This window comes from Embleya sp. NBC_00888 (assembly GCF_045207655.1).
In the GTDB taxonomy this organism is placed as follows: domain Bacteria; phylum Actinomycetota; class Actinomycetes; order Streptomycetales; family Streptomycetaceae; genus Embleya.
Genome location: NZ_CP108785.1, coordinates 673,841 through 688,222, shown reverse-complemented (window position 1 = coordinate 688,222; position 14,382 = coordinate 673,841). Strand labels below are relative to the sequence as shown.

The 14,382-nt window shown below is 69.7% G+C and carries 16 protein-coding genes; 14 read left to right on the top strand and 2 right to left on the bottom strand.

Annotation, left to right across the window (positions count from 1 at the left end):
* Positions 1–1,120 precede the first annotated feature (1,120 nt).
* Positions 1,121–1,318 carry a hypothetical protein gene (locus OG948_RS37320; protein ID WP_331769415.1) on the top strand — a complete coding sequence of 66 codons (198 nt, stop codon included), beginning with the start codon at positions 1,121–1,123 and terminating at the stop codon, positions 1,316–1,318.
* Between the two features lie 142 nt (positions 1,319–1,460).
* Positions 1,461–2,141 carry a DUF2637 domain-containing protein gene (locus tag OG948_RS37315; RefSeq protein ID WP_406300491.1) on the top strand — a complete coding sequence of 227 codons (681 nt, stop codon included), beginning with the start codon at positions 1,461–1,463 and terminating at the stop codon, positions 2,139–2,141.
* 437 nt (positions 2,142–2,578) lie between these two features.
* Here OG948_RS37315 and OG948_RS37310 read toward each other — a convergent pair whose 3' ends face one another.
* On the bottom strand, positions 2,579–3,019 hold the full coding sequence (locus tag OG948_RS37310) for a CocE/NonD family hydrolase (RefSeq protein WP_331769413.1): 441 nt from the start codon (positions 3,017–3,019) through the stop codon (positions 2,579–2,581).
* A gap of 341 nt (positions 3,020–3,360) precedes the next feature.
* Between OG948_RS37310 and OG948_RS37305 the strand changes: the two genes are divergently transcribed.
* The 9 genes from OG948_RS37305 (at position 3,361) to OG948_RS37265 (ending at position 9,609) form a co-directional block, all read left to right on the top strand.
* Complete coding sequence (locus OG948_RS37305) at positions 3,361–4,308, top strand: XdhC family protein (protein WP_406300489.1); 948 nt, start codon at positions 3,361–3,363, stop codon at positions 4,306–4,308.
* A 4-nt stretch (positions 4,309–4,312) separates the two neighbouring features.
* Positions 4,313–4,978: a glyoxalase gene (locus OG948_RS37300; RefSeq protein WP_331773420.1), complete on the top strand. Its 666-nt coding sequence runs from the start codon at positions 4,313–4,315 to the stop codon at positions 4,976–4,978.
* Between the two features lie 135 nt (positions 4,979–5,113).
* Entirely contained in the window at positions 5,114–5,527 is a 414-nt protein-coding gene (locus OG948_RS37295; protein ID WP_331769412.1) for a VOC family protein, read from the top strand.
* A gap of 155 nt (positions 5,528–5,682) precedes the next feature.
* Complete coding sequence (locus OG948_RS37290) at positions 5,683–6,117, top strand: YdeI/OmpD-associated family protein (RefSeq protein ID WP_331769411.1); 435 nt, start codon at positions 5,683–5,685, stop codon at positions 6,115–6,117.
* 41 nt (positions 6,118–6,158) lie between these two features.
* Positions 6,159–6,356, top strand: coding sequence for a hypothetical protein (locus OG948_RS37285; RefSeq protein WP_331769410.1), 198 nt, complete (start codon positions 6,159–6,161; stop codon positions 6,354–6,356).
* A 451-nt stretch (positions 6,357–6,807) separates the two neighbouring features.
* Entirely contained in the window at positions 6,808–7,044 is a 237-nt protein-coding gene (locus tag OG948_RS37280; protein WP_331769409.1) for a hypothetical protein, read from the top strand.
* Between the two features lie 113 nt (positions 7,045–7,157).
* Positions 7,158–7,295 carry a hypothetical protein gene (locus OG948_RS37275; RefSeq protein ID WP_331769408.1) on the top strand — a complete coding sequence of 46 codons (138 nt, stop codon included), beginning with the start codon at positions 7,158–7,160 and terminating at the stop codon, positions 7,293–7,295.
* A gap of 385 nt (positions 7,296–7,680) precedes the next feature.
* Complete coding sequence (locus OG948_RS37270) at positions 7,681–8,694, top strand: SIS domain-containing protein (RefSeq protein WP_331769407.1); 1,014 nt, start codon at positions 7,681–7,683, stop codon at positions 8,692–8,694.
* A 195-nt stretch (positions 8,695–8,889) separates the two neighbouring features.
* Positions 8,890–9,609, top strand: coding sequence for a GntR family transcriptional regulator (locus OG948_RS37265; RefSeq protein ID WP_331769406.1), 720 nt, complete (start codon positions 8,890–8,892; stop codon positions 9,607–9,609).
* Positions 9,610–9,650: 41 nt separating this feature from the next.
* Here the strand turns inward: OG948_RS37265 and OG948_RS37260 are convergent, their stop codons facing one another.
* A complete protein-coding gene (locus OG948_RS37260; protein WP_406300485.1) occupies positions 9,651–10,727 on the bottom strand; it encodes a LacI family DNA-binding transcriptional regulator in 1,077 nt (358 codons plus the stop codon).
* 337 nt (positions 10,728–11,064) lie between these two features.
* On the opposite strand from OG948_RS37260, the gene OG948_RS37255 reads away from it, so the two are divergent.
* From OG948_RS37255 to OG948_RS37245, 3 genes are read left to right on the top strand one after another with little or no spacing between them, the layout of a single operon-like run.
* Complete coding sequence (locus OG948_RS37255) at positions 11,065–12,066, top strand: SIS domain-containing protein (RefSeq protein WP_331769404.1); 1,002 nt, start codon at positions 11,065–11,067, stop codon at positions 12,064–12,066.
* 35 nt (positions 12,067–12,101) lie between these two features.
* Positions 12,102–13,001 carry a PfkB family carbohydrate kinase gene (locus OG948_RS37250; RefSeq protein WP_406300483.1) on the top strand — a complete coding sequence of 300 codons (900 nt, stop codon included), beginning with the start codon at positions 12,102–12,104 and terminating at the stop codon, positions 12,999–13,001.
* Positions 12,971–14,326 (top strand): extracellular solute-binding protein, encoded by a 1,356-nt coding sequence (locus tag OG948_RS37245; RefSeq protein WP_331769402.1) that lies wholly within the window; start codon positions 12,971–12,973, stop codon positions 14,324–14,326. Before OG948_RS37250 ends, OG948_RS37245 begins: the two co-directional genes overlap by 31 nt.
* Positions 14,327–14,382 lie beyond the last annotated feature (56 nt).

The window sequence follows — 14,382 nt, the reverse complement described above, 5'->3', positions numbered from 1 at the left end:
CGTGCGTGGAGGCCGCTCACGGGCGGTTCAACGAGCGTGGTGCGTCGCGGGTTCGGCACCGTCTCGCCCGGATCGCGCCAAGGCGGGACGAGGGGTGTCGCAGTCGGTTGCCGATCGCGTTGGTGATGGCGTCCGCGAACGTCCGTCCCCGATCCGGAGGCGGCTGCGGGTCGCTCCACGATCGCACCTGGGCGACCATGGCCGCCAACACGTCGGCGGCGCCTTTCGGGGGTGGATTGCTGTGCCTCATGCCGGTGCCGTTGCCCGCGTAGTGGCGTCGTACGGCCTACGAACGATCACGGACATGTCGCACCAAGACAACGGAGCAGACATTTTCGGTCACGGATCGTCGTCTTCCACGCCCTTGGCCTCGGGGCCTCGGCCCGTGGCCCGTCTCGCGGGGGAAGGTCGGGGTCCGCGCCGCCGGGTCGCGGAAGGCGTGAGTGGGTGGGTCCGGCGCGAGCGGAACTCCCACGCGCCGGCGACTCTTTCGAGTGAGGGCCGGTGTGTCGTCGAGTGGTTGGTGACCCGGCCGGGTAGGTCCGCTTCGTCGGGTCCTCACAGTCACTCGCGATGTGCTGTGCGGGCTGTGCCCGATGTCGCACGGGGCCTCGGTCGCATCTTCCGACCGTGGCCCCGTATGTGTTCGCGGGCGGCGTACGCGTGGGAAATCCCGGGGGTGGTGGTGTGCCCGGCCGGGTCGTCGGAGCATGCCGACGGTGTCGAGGATCCGGGGGGCGTCCGCGGGCCGGCGCGGTCCGGATCCGGGTGACAAGGTTTCCAGCCGAATATGTGCAGGGCGGAAGATAGGACCGCCGTCCGGTGGGTGCCCCGAATTTTTACCAACTCATGAGTCCCCCATTATGGAGGTAAAGAAATTCTCGGGTGAACGGTCGCGCTTCCCTGCGATGGCACGGAATTTGCGTGCCCGGCGGCACGGGTTACGCGGTGCCGGTGTTCGGAAATGTGCGATGTGTGGGTGGGAAGAGACACAATCCGGGTCGTCGTTCACCGGTTCGGACCAGCCCCATCGAAGAGGGTGTGTCGTTACCCGGGCGTGACTCCCCGAGCTTCCGCGTCCGCCGCGGCTTCTCCCGCTCTCGCCCAACGTGCCTTTCCCATGGGGGATTGGGTGCTCACCCCTCGCGCGGCGACGTTCCGCAAACGGTCTCCGCACGCGTTCATCGAGCGTGCGGGACATCGCGTCGCGCTTCGTCATTGTTCCGCCGACATGGAGCAGTTCGCCCTGGCGATGGTGTTGATCGTCGCGGAGTACTCGCGCCGACTCGACGATGTCCTGGACGATCACCGTTCGTGAATTCCGGGACCGCCCACCTGCCGACCATCGAAATGTGTATGCGGCATCGACATTTGTGTCGGTGCCGCGCGACGCCCGATCCCTTGAATGAGTCAGGCCCATGTACGAAGGTTATGGATACGATCCGTATCCCCCGCCCGGCATGCAGTTTCCCCCGGGCGTCGCGTCGCCTCCCGGCGCGGTGGAGTGGTCGACGTCGAACGCGGCCGTGTCACCCGACGGGCTCTCTCCATCGTTCGCGGTGGTGGGGGACGCGCAGTTCGAGGCCGATCTCGCCCGGCTGCTGGGGAACCCGGCCGAGGAGGTTCCCGCCACCGTCGAACTCCCGGCCCCGGTCCGGGGGCCGGGCAGTCATCGCCGGCGGCCCCCGGAGGCCCCCCTGCCGGCCACCGGTGCGCGGCGATTGGACCGGCTCAGCCGCACGTTGGTGGTGGTCAGCGTCGTGCTGGTCGCCGCGATCGGTGTGCTCGGCGCGGTGATCACCCTCGCACCGCTACGGCACACCGCCGACGCCACCGACGGCCCGGCCCGGTGGTGGCCCGTCCTGGTCCAGGGACCGTGGGTGGTGGCCTCGCTGTCGATCCTGCGTTCCAGCCTGCACCGCCGCCGGGCACTGCACTCGTGGATCGTGGTCACCGCCTTCGCCGGCCTGTCCATGGCGCTGTCCGTCAGCCACGCCTCCATGACCGTCCAGGGCGTCGTCGTCGCCGTCCTGCCCGCGGTGGCGACCACGGCCTGCCTGCACCAGCTCGTACGCCAGATCACCCTCACCCGACCACCCCGACGATCCATTCCCGGCCCACGCCACGACCCTCCGTCCTGAACCACGCCCGTGGCGCGCGCCGCGGGATGCCGTCCGAACGCCGGGATTTCGGGTGGCGGTTCTCGTAAGCCGACGGCCGTGAACCCTTGCGCCCGTCGGCGCAGCGCGTCCCGGACGGGGACCGGACGCCGGCCACTCTGCGGCTGCGCGTCCACGTGCTCCCGGTTCTCGATGTCCCGTGCCCCTGGGCTGGGGTGACCCCGCGCCCGGGCCGGGACAGGGGACCCGACCCGACCGACCTTCCTGTTCGGCGTGCGGGCGGTACGACGAGCGTATCCGGGCTCCTGGAGCAAGCTTGCCGGGAGGATGCCCGCATTGGGCGAGCCATCAACGATCCATCCCTGCAACGTGGACGCGTATCGCGCCTGCGCCTGGCTGAAGAGCTTCTCCGACTCGGCCCGGTCCCCTGTGGATCGTGTCTGTGGCCCGCCGAGGACTTACCCGAGCACGGTGATGCTGAGCGAGCCGGCGTGCAGGGTCTGGGTGCTCGGCTTGAGCACGGTGGCCAGCCAAGGGCTTTCGTCGGTGCCGGAGTTGGGGACGTACCGCGGGAAGTCGCTGCCGGCGATGATCAGGGCGAGTCGGTGGCCGGGGCGGACGCGGTAGCCGGTGTGGCCGAGGTCGAGGCGTAGTTGGCCGCGGCCGGTGCCCTGGGCGTCGCCGCGCACGATCATGCGGGTGGTGCCGTCGGGGGCGACGTCGAGGAGCTTGGCGAGCACGGCGAAGGTGGGCGCGGTGCGCTCCGCGTCCAGCGTCAGTTCGACGGGGCCGGCCAGGTCCAGCGGTTCGGTGCGCACGGGACCGCTGAACAGGAGCACGTCGTCGCGGTATGCGACGGCCTGCTCGTTCGGGTGGTGGAGCAACTGCACCCAGGTCATGGGCAGGGTCGACGGGATCAGCGCTCCCTCCCGAAGGAGCCGGCGCCATCGTGCACGGGCACACTCGGTACGCGGCCGACATGAGCCGCGCCCAGAGGGTCGGTGCGGAACACCTCCTCGCGTCCGGGACGGTCGACCGGATCATCCCCAAGGGCCCGACGCGTGCGATGCCCCGCACACCTTCATGGCGAACCTCCGCGTGGTCGTGGAGGCAGAACTGTCCGCCACCGTCATCGCGAGCCCCGACAGCCGCCGCATCGGCCATCACGTACTCTCCGGCGCCGCGGGCCCGTTGGCCGCCCTCGCCGACCGCATGCTCGCCGTCGGTGTGTCCGTCCGTCGTGGACACAACGGACGGACACGAGACCGTCTTCGTCCGCGGCCACCTGCCGCGCCCCCGCCTGCTGGTCTTCGGCTCCAACGACTACGCCACCGCCGTCGCCGCCGTCGGGTCATTCACCGGCTACCGGGTCACGGTCTGCGACGCCCGTGCCGTCTTCGCGACGCCGGACCGCTTCCCGCACGTCGACGAACTCGTCGTCGACTGGCCGGACCGCTACCTCGCGCGTACGCGCACCGACCGCCGAACCGCCGTCTGCGTCCTGACCCACGACCCCAAATTCGACGTACCCGTGCTCGCCCGCGCCCTGCGCCTGCCGGTCGCCTACATCGGAGCCATGGGCAGCCGCCAGGCACACCGGGACCGCCTCGACCGACTTCGCCGGGCAGGCCTGACACCCGCGGAGCTCACCCGCCTCCACTCACCCATCGGCCTCGACCTCGGCGCCCGCACCCCGCAGCAGACCGCCGTCGCGATCCTCGCCGAAATCATCAGCGCGACCCAAGGAGGCACCGGGCGCTCACCTGTCCCACATCACCGGTCGAATCCACCGAGACGGAGCCTCGGCGAGCTGACCTCCAGGGGGCACTGCCGCTTCGCTGACCTCCAGGGGGCACTGCCCTTCATGGGAGCGCTGCCCGCCGAGTACTCCGCTCCGGCCGTCCTCGACCACGTCGCGGCGCTCGGCGTCTCCGCGCGGATTGGACCCGGCCGACGCCTTCGCCGCCACCACCGAACGGCGTGTCATCGGCGCGGCCGGCGCGCTGTCGACCCGGGCACCTCCCCTTGTGGACACGAACCTGCGGTGCGGCCGACCATGCCGATGCCGCGGGTACGGCCCGCGATGCGGGGTCGGCGATCGAACTGGAGGGGATGCCGGCGTGCGTGGCGAAGCAGGTCTCGAGACCGGTCAGGAATGGAGAAGCCCCGGCCGCCGCGCAGCGCCTAGCGTGATGGTCATGGCAACCACCGCTTCCACCGCAGCCAACACGTCCCTCGCGTCCGTCACCCTCGAGGTGTCCGACCTCGAGGCTGCTCGCCGCTTCTACAGCGCCTTCGGCGTGGACACGTACATAGGCCTGCGGGCGTCCGAGGATCACTCCACCGGATTCCGCGGCTTCACCCTGGCGCTCACGGTGTCCGGGCCGGCCACCGTCGACGGCTTCGTCGGCGCCGCCGTGGACGCCGGCGCCACGGTGCTGAAGCCCGCCGCGAAGTCGCTGTGGGGCTACAGCGGCGTCGTCCGGGCCCCGGACGGGACGATCTGGAAGATCGCGACCTCGGCGAAGAAGGACACCGGCCCGGCCACCCGCGAGATCGACGATGTCGTCCTGCTGATCGGCGTCGAGAGCGTGAAGGCCACCAAGCAGTACTACGTCGGCCGGGGCCTGACCGTGGCCAAGAGTTTCGGCGGCAAGTACGCCGAGTTCGCCCCTGGTCAGGCCGGCCCCGTCAAGCTGGCGCTGTACAAGCGCCGTGCCCTTGCCAAGGACCTCGGCGTCCCCGCCGACGGCACCGGATCGCACCGTATCGTCCTCGGTAGCACCGCCGACGCCTTCACCGACGCGGACGGGTTCGCCTGGGAGGCTGCCGCGTCGCTCGCCCCCACGCCGTCCTGACTCCCGGCGAGCCCCGCTCCCGCCCCGCTCGACCCTTCTGTCATACCGATCGACCGGCGAACACGCGCCGATGTGACATCCGGGCCCTGGCCCGGATGTCCGGCACGCGTACATCCACAGTGCAAGGAGCAAGGCATGAAAGCGCACGTCAGCTCGATCCTCCTCGGTGTCCGGGACATGGACCGGGCCAAGCGGTTCTACACCGAGGGGCTCGGCTGGAAGATCAAGAACGACTACGGCATCTCGGTGTTCTTCGAATCGGACGGCGCCTCGCCGGTCGGCTTCTACGCTCGCGAGGGTCTGGCCGGTCAGGTGGGGACGGACCCGGAAGGCAGCGGCTTCAGCGGGCTGGTTCTGACCTACGTCGTCCGCAGTGAGGCACGGATCGACGAGATCATGGCGGAGGCCGGCATGGCCGGCGCCACGATCCTCAAGCCCGCCGGTGCTCTGCCGTGGGGTGGGTACGGCGGCACCTTCGCCGACCCTGACGGCTACATCTGGAGTCTCGGCTACAGCGCCCCGGAAGCCGACCAGCCCTACGCCGAGTAGCCGCGAACTCTTGCCTCGCAGCCGTCCGGGACGGCGCGGCGCGTGCCGCAGCCGTCCCGGACACGGCGATGATCCCGGTGCGGGAAGTGGGAGCGGCCATCGGAGCCGGGCGAGCCGGATCCGCGGCGAGCCGGCAGAACAACAGGAGAAGGATCATGAAGTTTCGCACCTTCGTCGAGCCACCCGAGCCCATGCGGGGCCTGGAGGTTCCGCCCGAGGTGGTGGCAGCGCTCGGCGGGGGCGCGCGGCCGCCGGTGACGATCACGGTCAACGGGCATTCCTGGAAGAGCCGGGTCGCCATCCTGCGAGGCCGTCACCTGCTCGGCCTCAGCAACGCCAACCGGCAGGCCGCAGGTGTCGCGATCGGCGAGGAGGTCGAGGTCGAACTGGAGCTAGACACCGAGCCGCGCGTCGTCGTCGAGCCCGCGGACTTCGCCCAGGCTCTGGATGACGACCCGGTCGCCCGCGCCGCGTACGACAACCTCGCGTACAGCCACAAGCGCGAGCACGTGCGCGCCATCGAGAGCGCGAAGAAGCCCGACACGCGCCGACGGCGCATCGAGAAGGCCATCGCCACCCTGCGGGGCTGAACCCGAGAAGTGTCGAGGACGTTCCGGGAGTACGGGCGCGGGTGGTGTCGGCGCCGGCCCAACTGGCCTGTGAGCACGCGGGGATCCACGCCGACACCGTCGCCTGGGCCCGGGCGTGCCGGGCGGATGCGACGCGGCCGGCCGAGGTGCGGGTGAGCGCGGCGCTCGCCTGGTCGTGCCTGGTCGAGGACCCGGTGCCGGACGCGTTGCGTGCGGTCCCGGAGGAGACGGTCACCTAGTGCCGGGCGCGGCACTAGGAACTCGATCGACTCGTGTCGCCGATCCCATGGTCGGAGGCCGTGGACGACGCCGGGTTGTCCCGCATCCTGGAGCGGATACTCCACGCCCAGGAACAGGACCTCCCGGCCCTGTTCGCCGCCGAGGACAGGCTCGTCGATCCCTGGATCCGCGGATGCGATGACGACCCGCCGTCCGAGTGGCCAGGGCGTGACACCGGGCCTGCGTGGCGCGATGACGCGTGCCGGCCGAGGCCGACGGATGTTCCGGTCCTTTCGCCGTAGCCCGGTACGGCAGCCCAGGGAGTCCCACGGCCGAGCGTGTGCGCGGCGTGCGCGGTCAGACCAAGGAATGGAACCGAACGCCGGTTGCCCTACCGGTCCCTGGAGCCCGGCGAGTACGGCATGCGCGCCTCCGCTCTGGCCGCGCAGCGCCTGGACGAGCTCGCCGACGGTGTCGTCTCACCCGTCGACACCGAACGCGGCCTCACCGTCCGCCCTGCGCTACCTCACCGCCTCCACGGCCGGCTACACCGCGATGGACACCGCCGGCATCGCCGTCACACCGCGCACCCTGGCTGCCCGGTTCGCCGGGGACCGGACCCCCAACCGGGCGAACCTGCGCCGGATCGACGCGGCCTACGGCGACCTGAGCCGGCGCAACGTGGTCCGCTCGCCGACCGCCGGTTGAACAACGGCGGCCGCGGCACCCGGTGGGACTGCACCCGCACGACCGGTCCGGGGTGCGCGAGCCGCACCGGCGTGCGGGTGTGTTGCCGGGCATCGCAGCGTCAACGTCCGCCGTTGGGACGCGATCGTGCGCGCCTGGGCGTCGGCGACGAACGGATGCTCGACGACCTGTGGACCGACGAGGTGTTGGCCGATCTCGGCGCCGACTGGGGCGGCTTCGAGTTCGCCTCCGGGGTGGGGTCCGACGCCTGACCCGCTGCAGGGTCTCGGCTCGCGTGTCCCAGTCTCACGATCCTGGCATCAAACGCGGCATCGAACCGAGACACCGCAGGTCAGCGGACCGCAGCGCTCGCCGGACGTACGAATCGGCTGAGGATGTGCCACGAATCGACGACGTTGCGCCGCTTGCATGTCTTGAGGTCGGACGAGGGTGGGCGAAGAGTCGCCGAACCTTGACAGCCGAAAATCATGTCAGACATAGTCGATGCATTGTCAGACAATGATTTCGCTTGTCTGTCAAAGCTCCACGCCGCCCGTCCCACCGACGCGCGCCGCCGGCCCGCACGCGCACGCACGCACGCACGTCCGTGTGCCTGCCTTCATGCGCCGGAACCACTCGCCATCGAGGAGTACACACATGCTGAATTTCGACGAAGAGCGCTTCCTCCGGATCCAGACGGGGGCGGTGGCCATGGCGGACGAGTTGCGCGCGGCCGTGGAGGACGCTCTGCGCGAGGGCGCGGAGAACCTGTTCTTCCTCGGGACCGGCGGAGTGGGCATCCTGATGCGCCCCGCCGCCCGCCTGTTGCAGGCCCGGTCCACGTTCGCAGTGCATGTGCTTTCGCCCGCCGAATTGGTCGTCGGCGGCTCGGCGCACCTGGGTCCCCGCTCGATCGTCGTCATTCCGTCGCTGTCCGGGACGACGAGCGAGAGCGTTCGCGCGTTGACGTACTGCAAGTCGCGCGGGGCGCGCGTGATCACCTTGACCGGTCACGCCGACACGCCGCTCGCCCGGGACGCCGACCGCAACTTCACCAACTTCGCCGCGGACGACACGTCGTGCGAGTCCTTCTATCTCCAGTCGTTGGTCATCGCGCTGGCGGTGTTGCACGAGCGCGGCGAGATGCCTGAGTTCGACGAAATCGTGAGCGAACTCCGGCTGCTCCCACGGCTGTTGGTCGACCTGAAGCGCGCGTTCGAACCCCGGGCACAGGAGTTCGCCGCGGAGATCGAGCACGAGCCCTACCACATCTTCACGGGTGCGGGATCGACCTGGCCACAGGCCTGGTACTACGCGATGTGCATCCTGGAGGAGATGCAGTGGATCCGGACCCGGCCCGTTCACGCCTCCGACTTCTTCCACGGCACGCTCGAACTGGTCGAACCCGGAGTCAGCCTGATCCTGTTCAAGGGTGAGGACGAAACCAGACCGCTGGTCGAACGAGTCGAGAACTTCGCACCGGCCTACACCGACAAGGTCACGGTCTTCGACACGGCCGGCTTCGAACTGGGCGGCGTCTCCCCGCGGGTGCGCTCGCTGGTTTCCCCCATCCTCCTGGCCACGGCGCTCGAGCGGGTGAGCGCGCACCTGGAGGTCAGGCGCGACCACCCCCTGACGACCCGGCGCTACTACCGGCAGGTGGCCTACTGAGCGACCGCGAACCGATGCGCCGGGTCGCCGGGAACAGGACACTCCCGGCGACCCGGCGCCGCGACCCGTACCGGACCGGCGCACCCCGGCTGCTCGCCTGTACGCTCGGTCGCGGGCAGGGATCGCCTGCCCGACCCGCCCCTGCGGTCGGCTCGACCCGACAGGCGCGGGGCTCGGTCGAACAGGAAGCACCCGATGTCCGACAGGCAGACCAGGTCGATGCAGGTGCGTGACCGCCTGGTGGAGTTGTTCCGCGTCCGCGGCCTGGTCCCGGGCGATCGATTGCCCACCGAGTCGGAGATCGCCGAACTGTGCGAGGTCGGTCGCAGCACCGCGCGAGAAGCCCTCAAACTCCTCGAACAAGAGGGCCTGGTCTCCATCGGGCCCGGACGTGGACGGTACCTGTCCTCGCTCAGCTCACTCGACGTCGAGCGCCCGATCACCCGATACGAGTCGGTCACCACCATGCTCGACGCCCTGGGCTACACCGCGCGCACCGTCGTCCTGTCCGTCACCGAGGAGGACCCCGGCCCGGTGGAGCGAGAGGCACTGCGCCTGGCCGAGGGGGCCAGGGTGATTCGGCTGGAACGATTGCGCTTCGACGGGGACGATCCGCTCGTGTACAGCGTCGACACCCTGCCGAGGGAGTGCGTGCCGGGTCCGGTGCGACACATCGACTGGACAGGCTCGTTGAACGACCTGCTCGCCGCTCAGAACTGTTCACCCGAGTCCTCGGCGGCGCGACTGCGCGCGGTGGACCTGCCCGCCGAGGCGATCGAACGCTACTCGTTGCAGGGGCTCGGCCCGTGGCTGTTGGTCTCCGAGACGGTGATCACGGCCACGGGACGGCCGGTGCTGTACGCGGAGGACTACCACCGGGGTTCGGTCTTCACGTTCAACGTGCTGCGCCGGTAACGCCGCAGCCGGTCGGCCCGGGCCGCGACCGTCGCGCTCGGTCACCCACTCCAGTGGGTGACCGAATCGCGCACGATCAACTCCGTGGGCAGGTGGTGACGCCTCGGACGGGCGACGTCACCGCGGATCCGGGCGATCAGGCGCTGCGCGGCGCGGCGGCCCAACTCGTAGACCGGTTGGGCGACGACGGTCAGGCGGGGACGCACGACCAGGGCCCATTCCGGGTCGTCGAAGCCCACGACCGACATCTGTTCCGGCATCGCGAGACCGTGTTCCTGGAGGGCTTCGACCACTCCGAGCGAGATGATGCCGTCGGTGGTGAAGATCGCTGTCGGGGGGATCGGCAGGGCGAGGAGTTCGCGGGTCATGCCCCCGGCCGCGTCCCGATGGAAGTCGCCCACCTTGATGTACTCGTCCTGCGGCGTGATGCCGGCCCGGCGCAGTGCGGCCAGGTAGCCGTCGATGCGGTTCTTGCCCGTGGACAACAGGTGACGGCCGGATCGGGCGGCGCCCGCCTCCAGTTCGGCCAGGCTCGCGCCCGTGACGATCGCGATCCGCCGATGGCCGTGTTGTGTCAGGTGGGCGACGGCGGCCTCGGATGCCTTGCGGTTGTCCACGAGCACGCTGTCGGCGGCCAGACCGGGGACCCTGCGGTCCAACAGGACGACGGGGGTGCCGGCGTCCAGGGCGGCCTGTAGGTGCTCGGTCATGGCCTGGGTCGCCGGGGCGACGACGAGGCCGTCGACCTGCTTCTCCATGAACAGCCGAACCGCGGTGCGCTCGGTGTCGACGTCCTCGTCCGTGTTCGTCACCACCACCTCGAAGCCCTCCTCGCGCGCGGCGTCGGTGAATCCGCGGGTCGCGCGGGCGAAGAACGGGTTCTCGATGTCGGCGATGATCAGTCCGAGGGTGTTGGTGGCGCCCGTGATCATCGACCGGGCGAGACTGTTGGTGCGGTATCCCAGCGCCGCCGCGGCGTCGTCGATACGCCTGCGGGCCTCCTCGCTGACGGCCCCGTAACCCCCGAGAGCGCGCGCCGCGGTCGCGTTCGACACACCCGCAGCAGTTGCCACGTCACGGATCGTCGGAGCGCCTCGTTCGGCGCGAGTCCTTGTCATGAAACGAACTGTACAGATCCCTTGACCCCACTCGGAACTGCATGAGAACGTTCTCAGCACTCGCCGCTGAGAACGTTCTCACAACCGAATGAGAACGTTCTCACTCCTTGTCGAATCGGTGACCTCCACACGATCCGAGCAAGCGAGCGCGGCGATACGAGGCCGTGGCGGGCCCATGACGCGGCTCACGACCACCCTCGGTGCCCCAATTCCCCGGCCGTGACCCGTGCCGGCCACAGCGCCCGGCGGTTCCCGACCGGGATCGGTCCCATCCCGACCGATCCCGTGCCACACAGCCGGATCCAGCTCATCGTTCCACGCACCTCCAGGAGAGAAGATGACCATCCAGACACTCCCGCTGAAGCCGATCGAGGACGACTTCGAGGCGAAGACCCAGGCGGCGATCGACCAGTTCGACGCGGTCGCCGCGACGGTGGCAGGTGTCGTGCGAGCGGGTCTGCGCAACGTGTTCTTCGTCGGCGCGGGAGGTTCGCTGATCGCCGGCTACCCGGCGGTATACCTGCTGCACCAGCGCACCGATTTGCCGGTCTACCAGGTGCAGTCGGACGAGCTGAACACCAGCCGTCCGGGCAAGTTGGGAGCCGGGTCCCTGGTCGTCCTGGCCTCGTACACCGGCACCACCAAAGAGACCGTGGCGGCCGCCCACTACGCCAAGAGCACCGGCGCCACCGTCGTGTCCGTCGGCAAGCTCGGCAGCCCGCTCGCGGAGGCCAGCGACGTGGCGTTCGCCCCGGACGGTGACATCGTCGAACTGCTCATCGCGTACGCGCTGCTCGAACAGACCGGCGTCCCCGGCGACTACGACGCGGTGCGTGCGGCCGTGCGGGCCCTGCCCAAGGCGCTGCTGTCCGCGCAGGAGGAGTCCGAGGACACGGTCCACGCGATCGCCGAGGCGCTGAAGGACGAACCGATCACCTACGTGCTGGGCTCCGGCCCGTGCTACGGCTGGGCCTACGGCCTGGCGATGTGCTACCTCCAGGAAATGCAGTGGGTGCACGCCGCCGCGTTCAACGCCGGCGAGTTCTTCCAGGGCGCCTTCGAGATCGTCGACGAGAGCGTACCGGTGATCTGCCTCCTCGCCGAGGACGCGTCGCGTCCGATGGCCGAGCGCGCCCGCGCGTTCCTGGACCGGTACACCGAGAAGGCGCACTACATCGACACCAGGGCGTTGACGCTGCCCGGCATCCCGGACGAACTGCGGGGCGACTTCGCCCCCCTGGCCATGCGCGCGGTGATCGCCCGCCTCGCGCAGCACTACGAGGCGGTGCGCGGCCACGACCTGGACCAGCGCCACTACATGTTCAAGGTCGAGTACTGAGACCCCTCGGCAACGCGATCATGCGTATCTGCGCGGTGGGCGACAACGTGGTCGACCGCTACCGGGACTGGGGCGTGATGTACCCGGGCGGCAACGCCGTCAACGTGGCAGTGCACGCACGGCGGCGACAGGCCTCGGCGGCCTACGTGGGGGTCCTGGGCGACGACGTGGCGGGCCGTCTGCTCGCCTCCTCGCTCGCGGCGGAAGAGGTGGAGTGCACGCGCGTGCGGACCGTTTCGGGTCCCACCGCTTACGCCGTCGTCCGCCACGACCGGGGGGAGCGGGTCTTCGACCACGGTGACACCGGAGTCTCGATGTTCCGTCTCGACGCCGACGACCTGAAGTACCTGTCCGAGTTCGATGCCGTCCACACCGGGGATTGCAGCGGCCTGGAGGACCAGTTGGAGGAGATCGCCGGCGCCGCCGCGTACGTCTCGTTCGACTTCTCCGACCGGCCGCCGGCGTACGCCACCCCGCTTCTGCCCTTCGTGGACTTCGCCACCTTTTCGGCGAGCGGAGCCGACGACGACCAGGTCGAACGACTCGTCGCGTGGGCGCACGAACTCGGCCCCGCGACGGTACTGGTCACCCGAGGGGCGGAGGGCGCGGTGCTCTCCGACGGATCGCGACGCCACAGCCATCGGCCGCCGGCACTCGATGCCGTCGACACCCTGGGGGCAGGAGACGCCTTCATCGCGACGGCCCTCGTCGAACATCTCTCCGGCTCCGGTCTCGAACGTGTGCTCGACGCCGCCGCCGGGCACGCGGCACGGACCTGCCTGACCCTGGGCGCGTTCGGCCATGAGGTTCGCGATACCCTGCCGCCTCCCCCCGGTCGTCAGGAAGCCCGGATTCTCCCATTTTTCGCACCGACAGATCGCACTCCACTCCACCTGGAGGGACAGTGGGCATCAACCCCCGAAGAAGGCGCCTGACCCACGCGTGGGCCGCGGCTTTCACCGCCGTGTGCTGCCTGGCCCTGACGGCTTGCGGCGGCTCGAGCCAGAAACGGGCCGAGCAGCCGAAGGACCTGAACACGCCGGCGAAGAAGGAGGGACACCTCGTCTTCCTGGAGAAGTGGCCGGACCCGCAGTACGCCCCGTTCTTCAAGAAGGTCGTGGCCGACTACGAGGCGGCCAACCCCGGCGTCACCATCGATCTCCAAGCGGTCGGCGACCAGCCGTACAAGGACAAGATCCGCGTCCTGACCTCGGCGCATCAGCTCCCGGACATCTACTTCTCGTGGGCGGGTGACTTCACGGGCAAGTTCGTCCGCGCCGGGCTGGCCACCGATCTGTCCTCGGTGATCGGCCCGAGCACCGAGTGGGGCAAGACCTTCGGGGGGCCCGCGCTTCAGGCCTTCACGTACGAGGGCAAGCAGTACGGCGTCCCCATCGACCTCGACGCCAAGGTGTTCGCGTACAGCAAGTCCGCGTTCGCCAAGGCGGGGATCGAGCGGCCCGCGACCTTCGAAGCCCTGCTCACCGGCTGCGACCGGTTGAAGACGGCCGGCTACACCCCGATCGCGTTCGGCAACCAATTCGGCTGGCCGGCCATCCACTACATCACGCAACTCAACGCGCAGGAGGTCCCTCGGGCCGTCCGCGAGCGCGACAACGATCCCAAGACCGGCGCGTTCACCGACCCGGGCTACGTGAAGGCGTTGCAGGACTTCCAACAGCTGCACCAGCGCTGCCTGACCCAAAAGGCCAACGGAATCTCGCACGAGTCCGCCCAGGCGACCATGCAGCAGGGATCCGCCGCGGCCCAGTACGTGGAGACCGCGGAGTTCCCGCTCCTGTCGGCCCAGGGGGTCCCGGCGGCGTTCGCCGAGGATTGGTCGTTCTTCCGGATGCCGCCCATCGCCGGAGCCCCCGGCGACCAGGAGGAACTCGCGGGCGCACCCGACGGGCTCATCGTCAATCCCGGGTCGAAGAACGCCGCGTTGGCGGTGGACTTCCTGAAGTTCTTCACCAACCAGGTGAACGCCCAACAGATGACCAGGCAACTGGGCTGGTTGAGCCCGGTGCTCGGATCGACCACTCCCGAGAACTCCACGCAACAAAACCGGGAAGCACTCGAACTGATCACCAAGAGCCCCGCGTTCGCGGGGTGGCTGGACGCGGTCACGCACACCGAGGTCGCCAACGCCTACCTCGCGGGAGTGCAGGGGCTGCTGGACGGTTCGAGTACCCCACAGGGCGTCATGAAGAGTGTCCAGGCCGCCGCCAGGAAGGCCAAGCAGGAGGTATCCGGCTGACGACTGGGGCAGGGCCCGCCCTCGACTCCCGCCCGAAGAAGCGGATCGAGGACGGG

Excerpts from the sequence above, each read along its gene's own strand:
- OG948_RS37320 (WP_331769415.1), top strand. The coding sequence starts at position 1,121 with ATGGGGGATTGGGTGCTCACCCCTCGCGCGGCGACGTTCCGCAAACGG.
- OG948_RS37315 (WP_406300491.1), top strand. The coding sequence starts at position 1,461 with ATGCAGTTTCCCCCGGGCGTCGCGTCGCCTCCCGGCGCGGTGGAGTGG.
- OG948_RS37310 (WP_331769413.1), bottom strand. The coding sequence starts at position 3,019 with ATGACCTGGGTGCAGTTGCTCCACCACCCGAACGAGCAGGCCGTCGCA.
- OG948_RS37300 (WP_331773420.1), top strand. The coding sequence starts at position 4,313 with ATGGTCATGGCAACCACCGCTTCCACCGCAGCCAACACGTCCCTCGCG.
- OG948_RS37295 (WP_331769412.1), top strand. The coding sequence starts at position 5,114 with ATGAAAGCGCACGTCAGCTCGATCCTCCTCGGTGTCCGGGACATGGAC.
- OG948_RS37290 (WP_331769411.1), top strand. The coding sequence starts at position 5,683 with ATGAAGTTTCGCACCTTCGTCGAGCCACCCGAGCCCATGCGGGGCCTG.
- OG948_RS37270 (WP_331769407.1), top strand. The coding sequence starts at position 7,681 with ATGCTGAATTTCGACGAAGAGCGCTTCCTCCGGATCCAGACGGGGGCG.
- OG948_RS37265 (WP_331769406.1), top strand. The coding sequence starts at position 8,890 with ATGTCCGACAGGCAGACCAGGTCGATGCAGGTGCGTGACCGCCTGGTG.
- OG948_RS37260 (WP_406300485.1), bottom strand. The coding sequence starts at position 10,727 with ATGACAAGGACTCGCGCCGAACGAGGCGCTCCGACGATCCGTGACGTG.
- OG948_RS37255 (WP_331769404.1), top strand. The coding sequence starts at position 11,065 with ATGACCATCCAGACACTCCCGCTGAAGCCGATCGAGGACGACTTCGAG.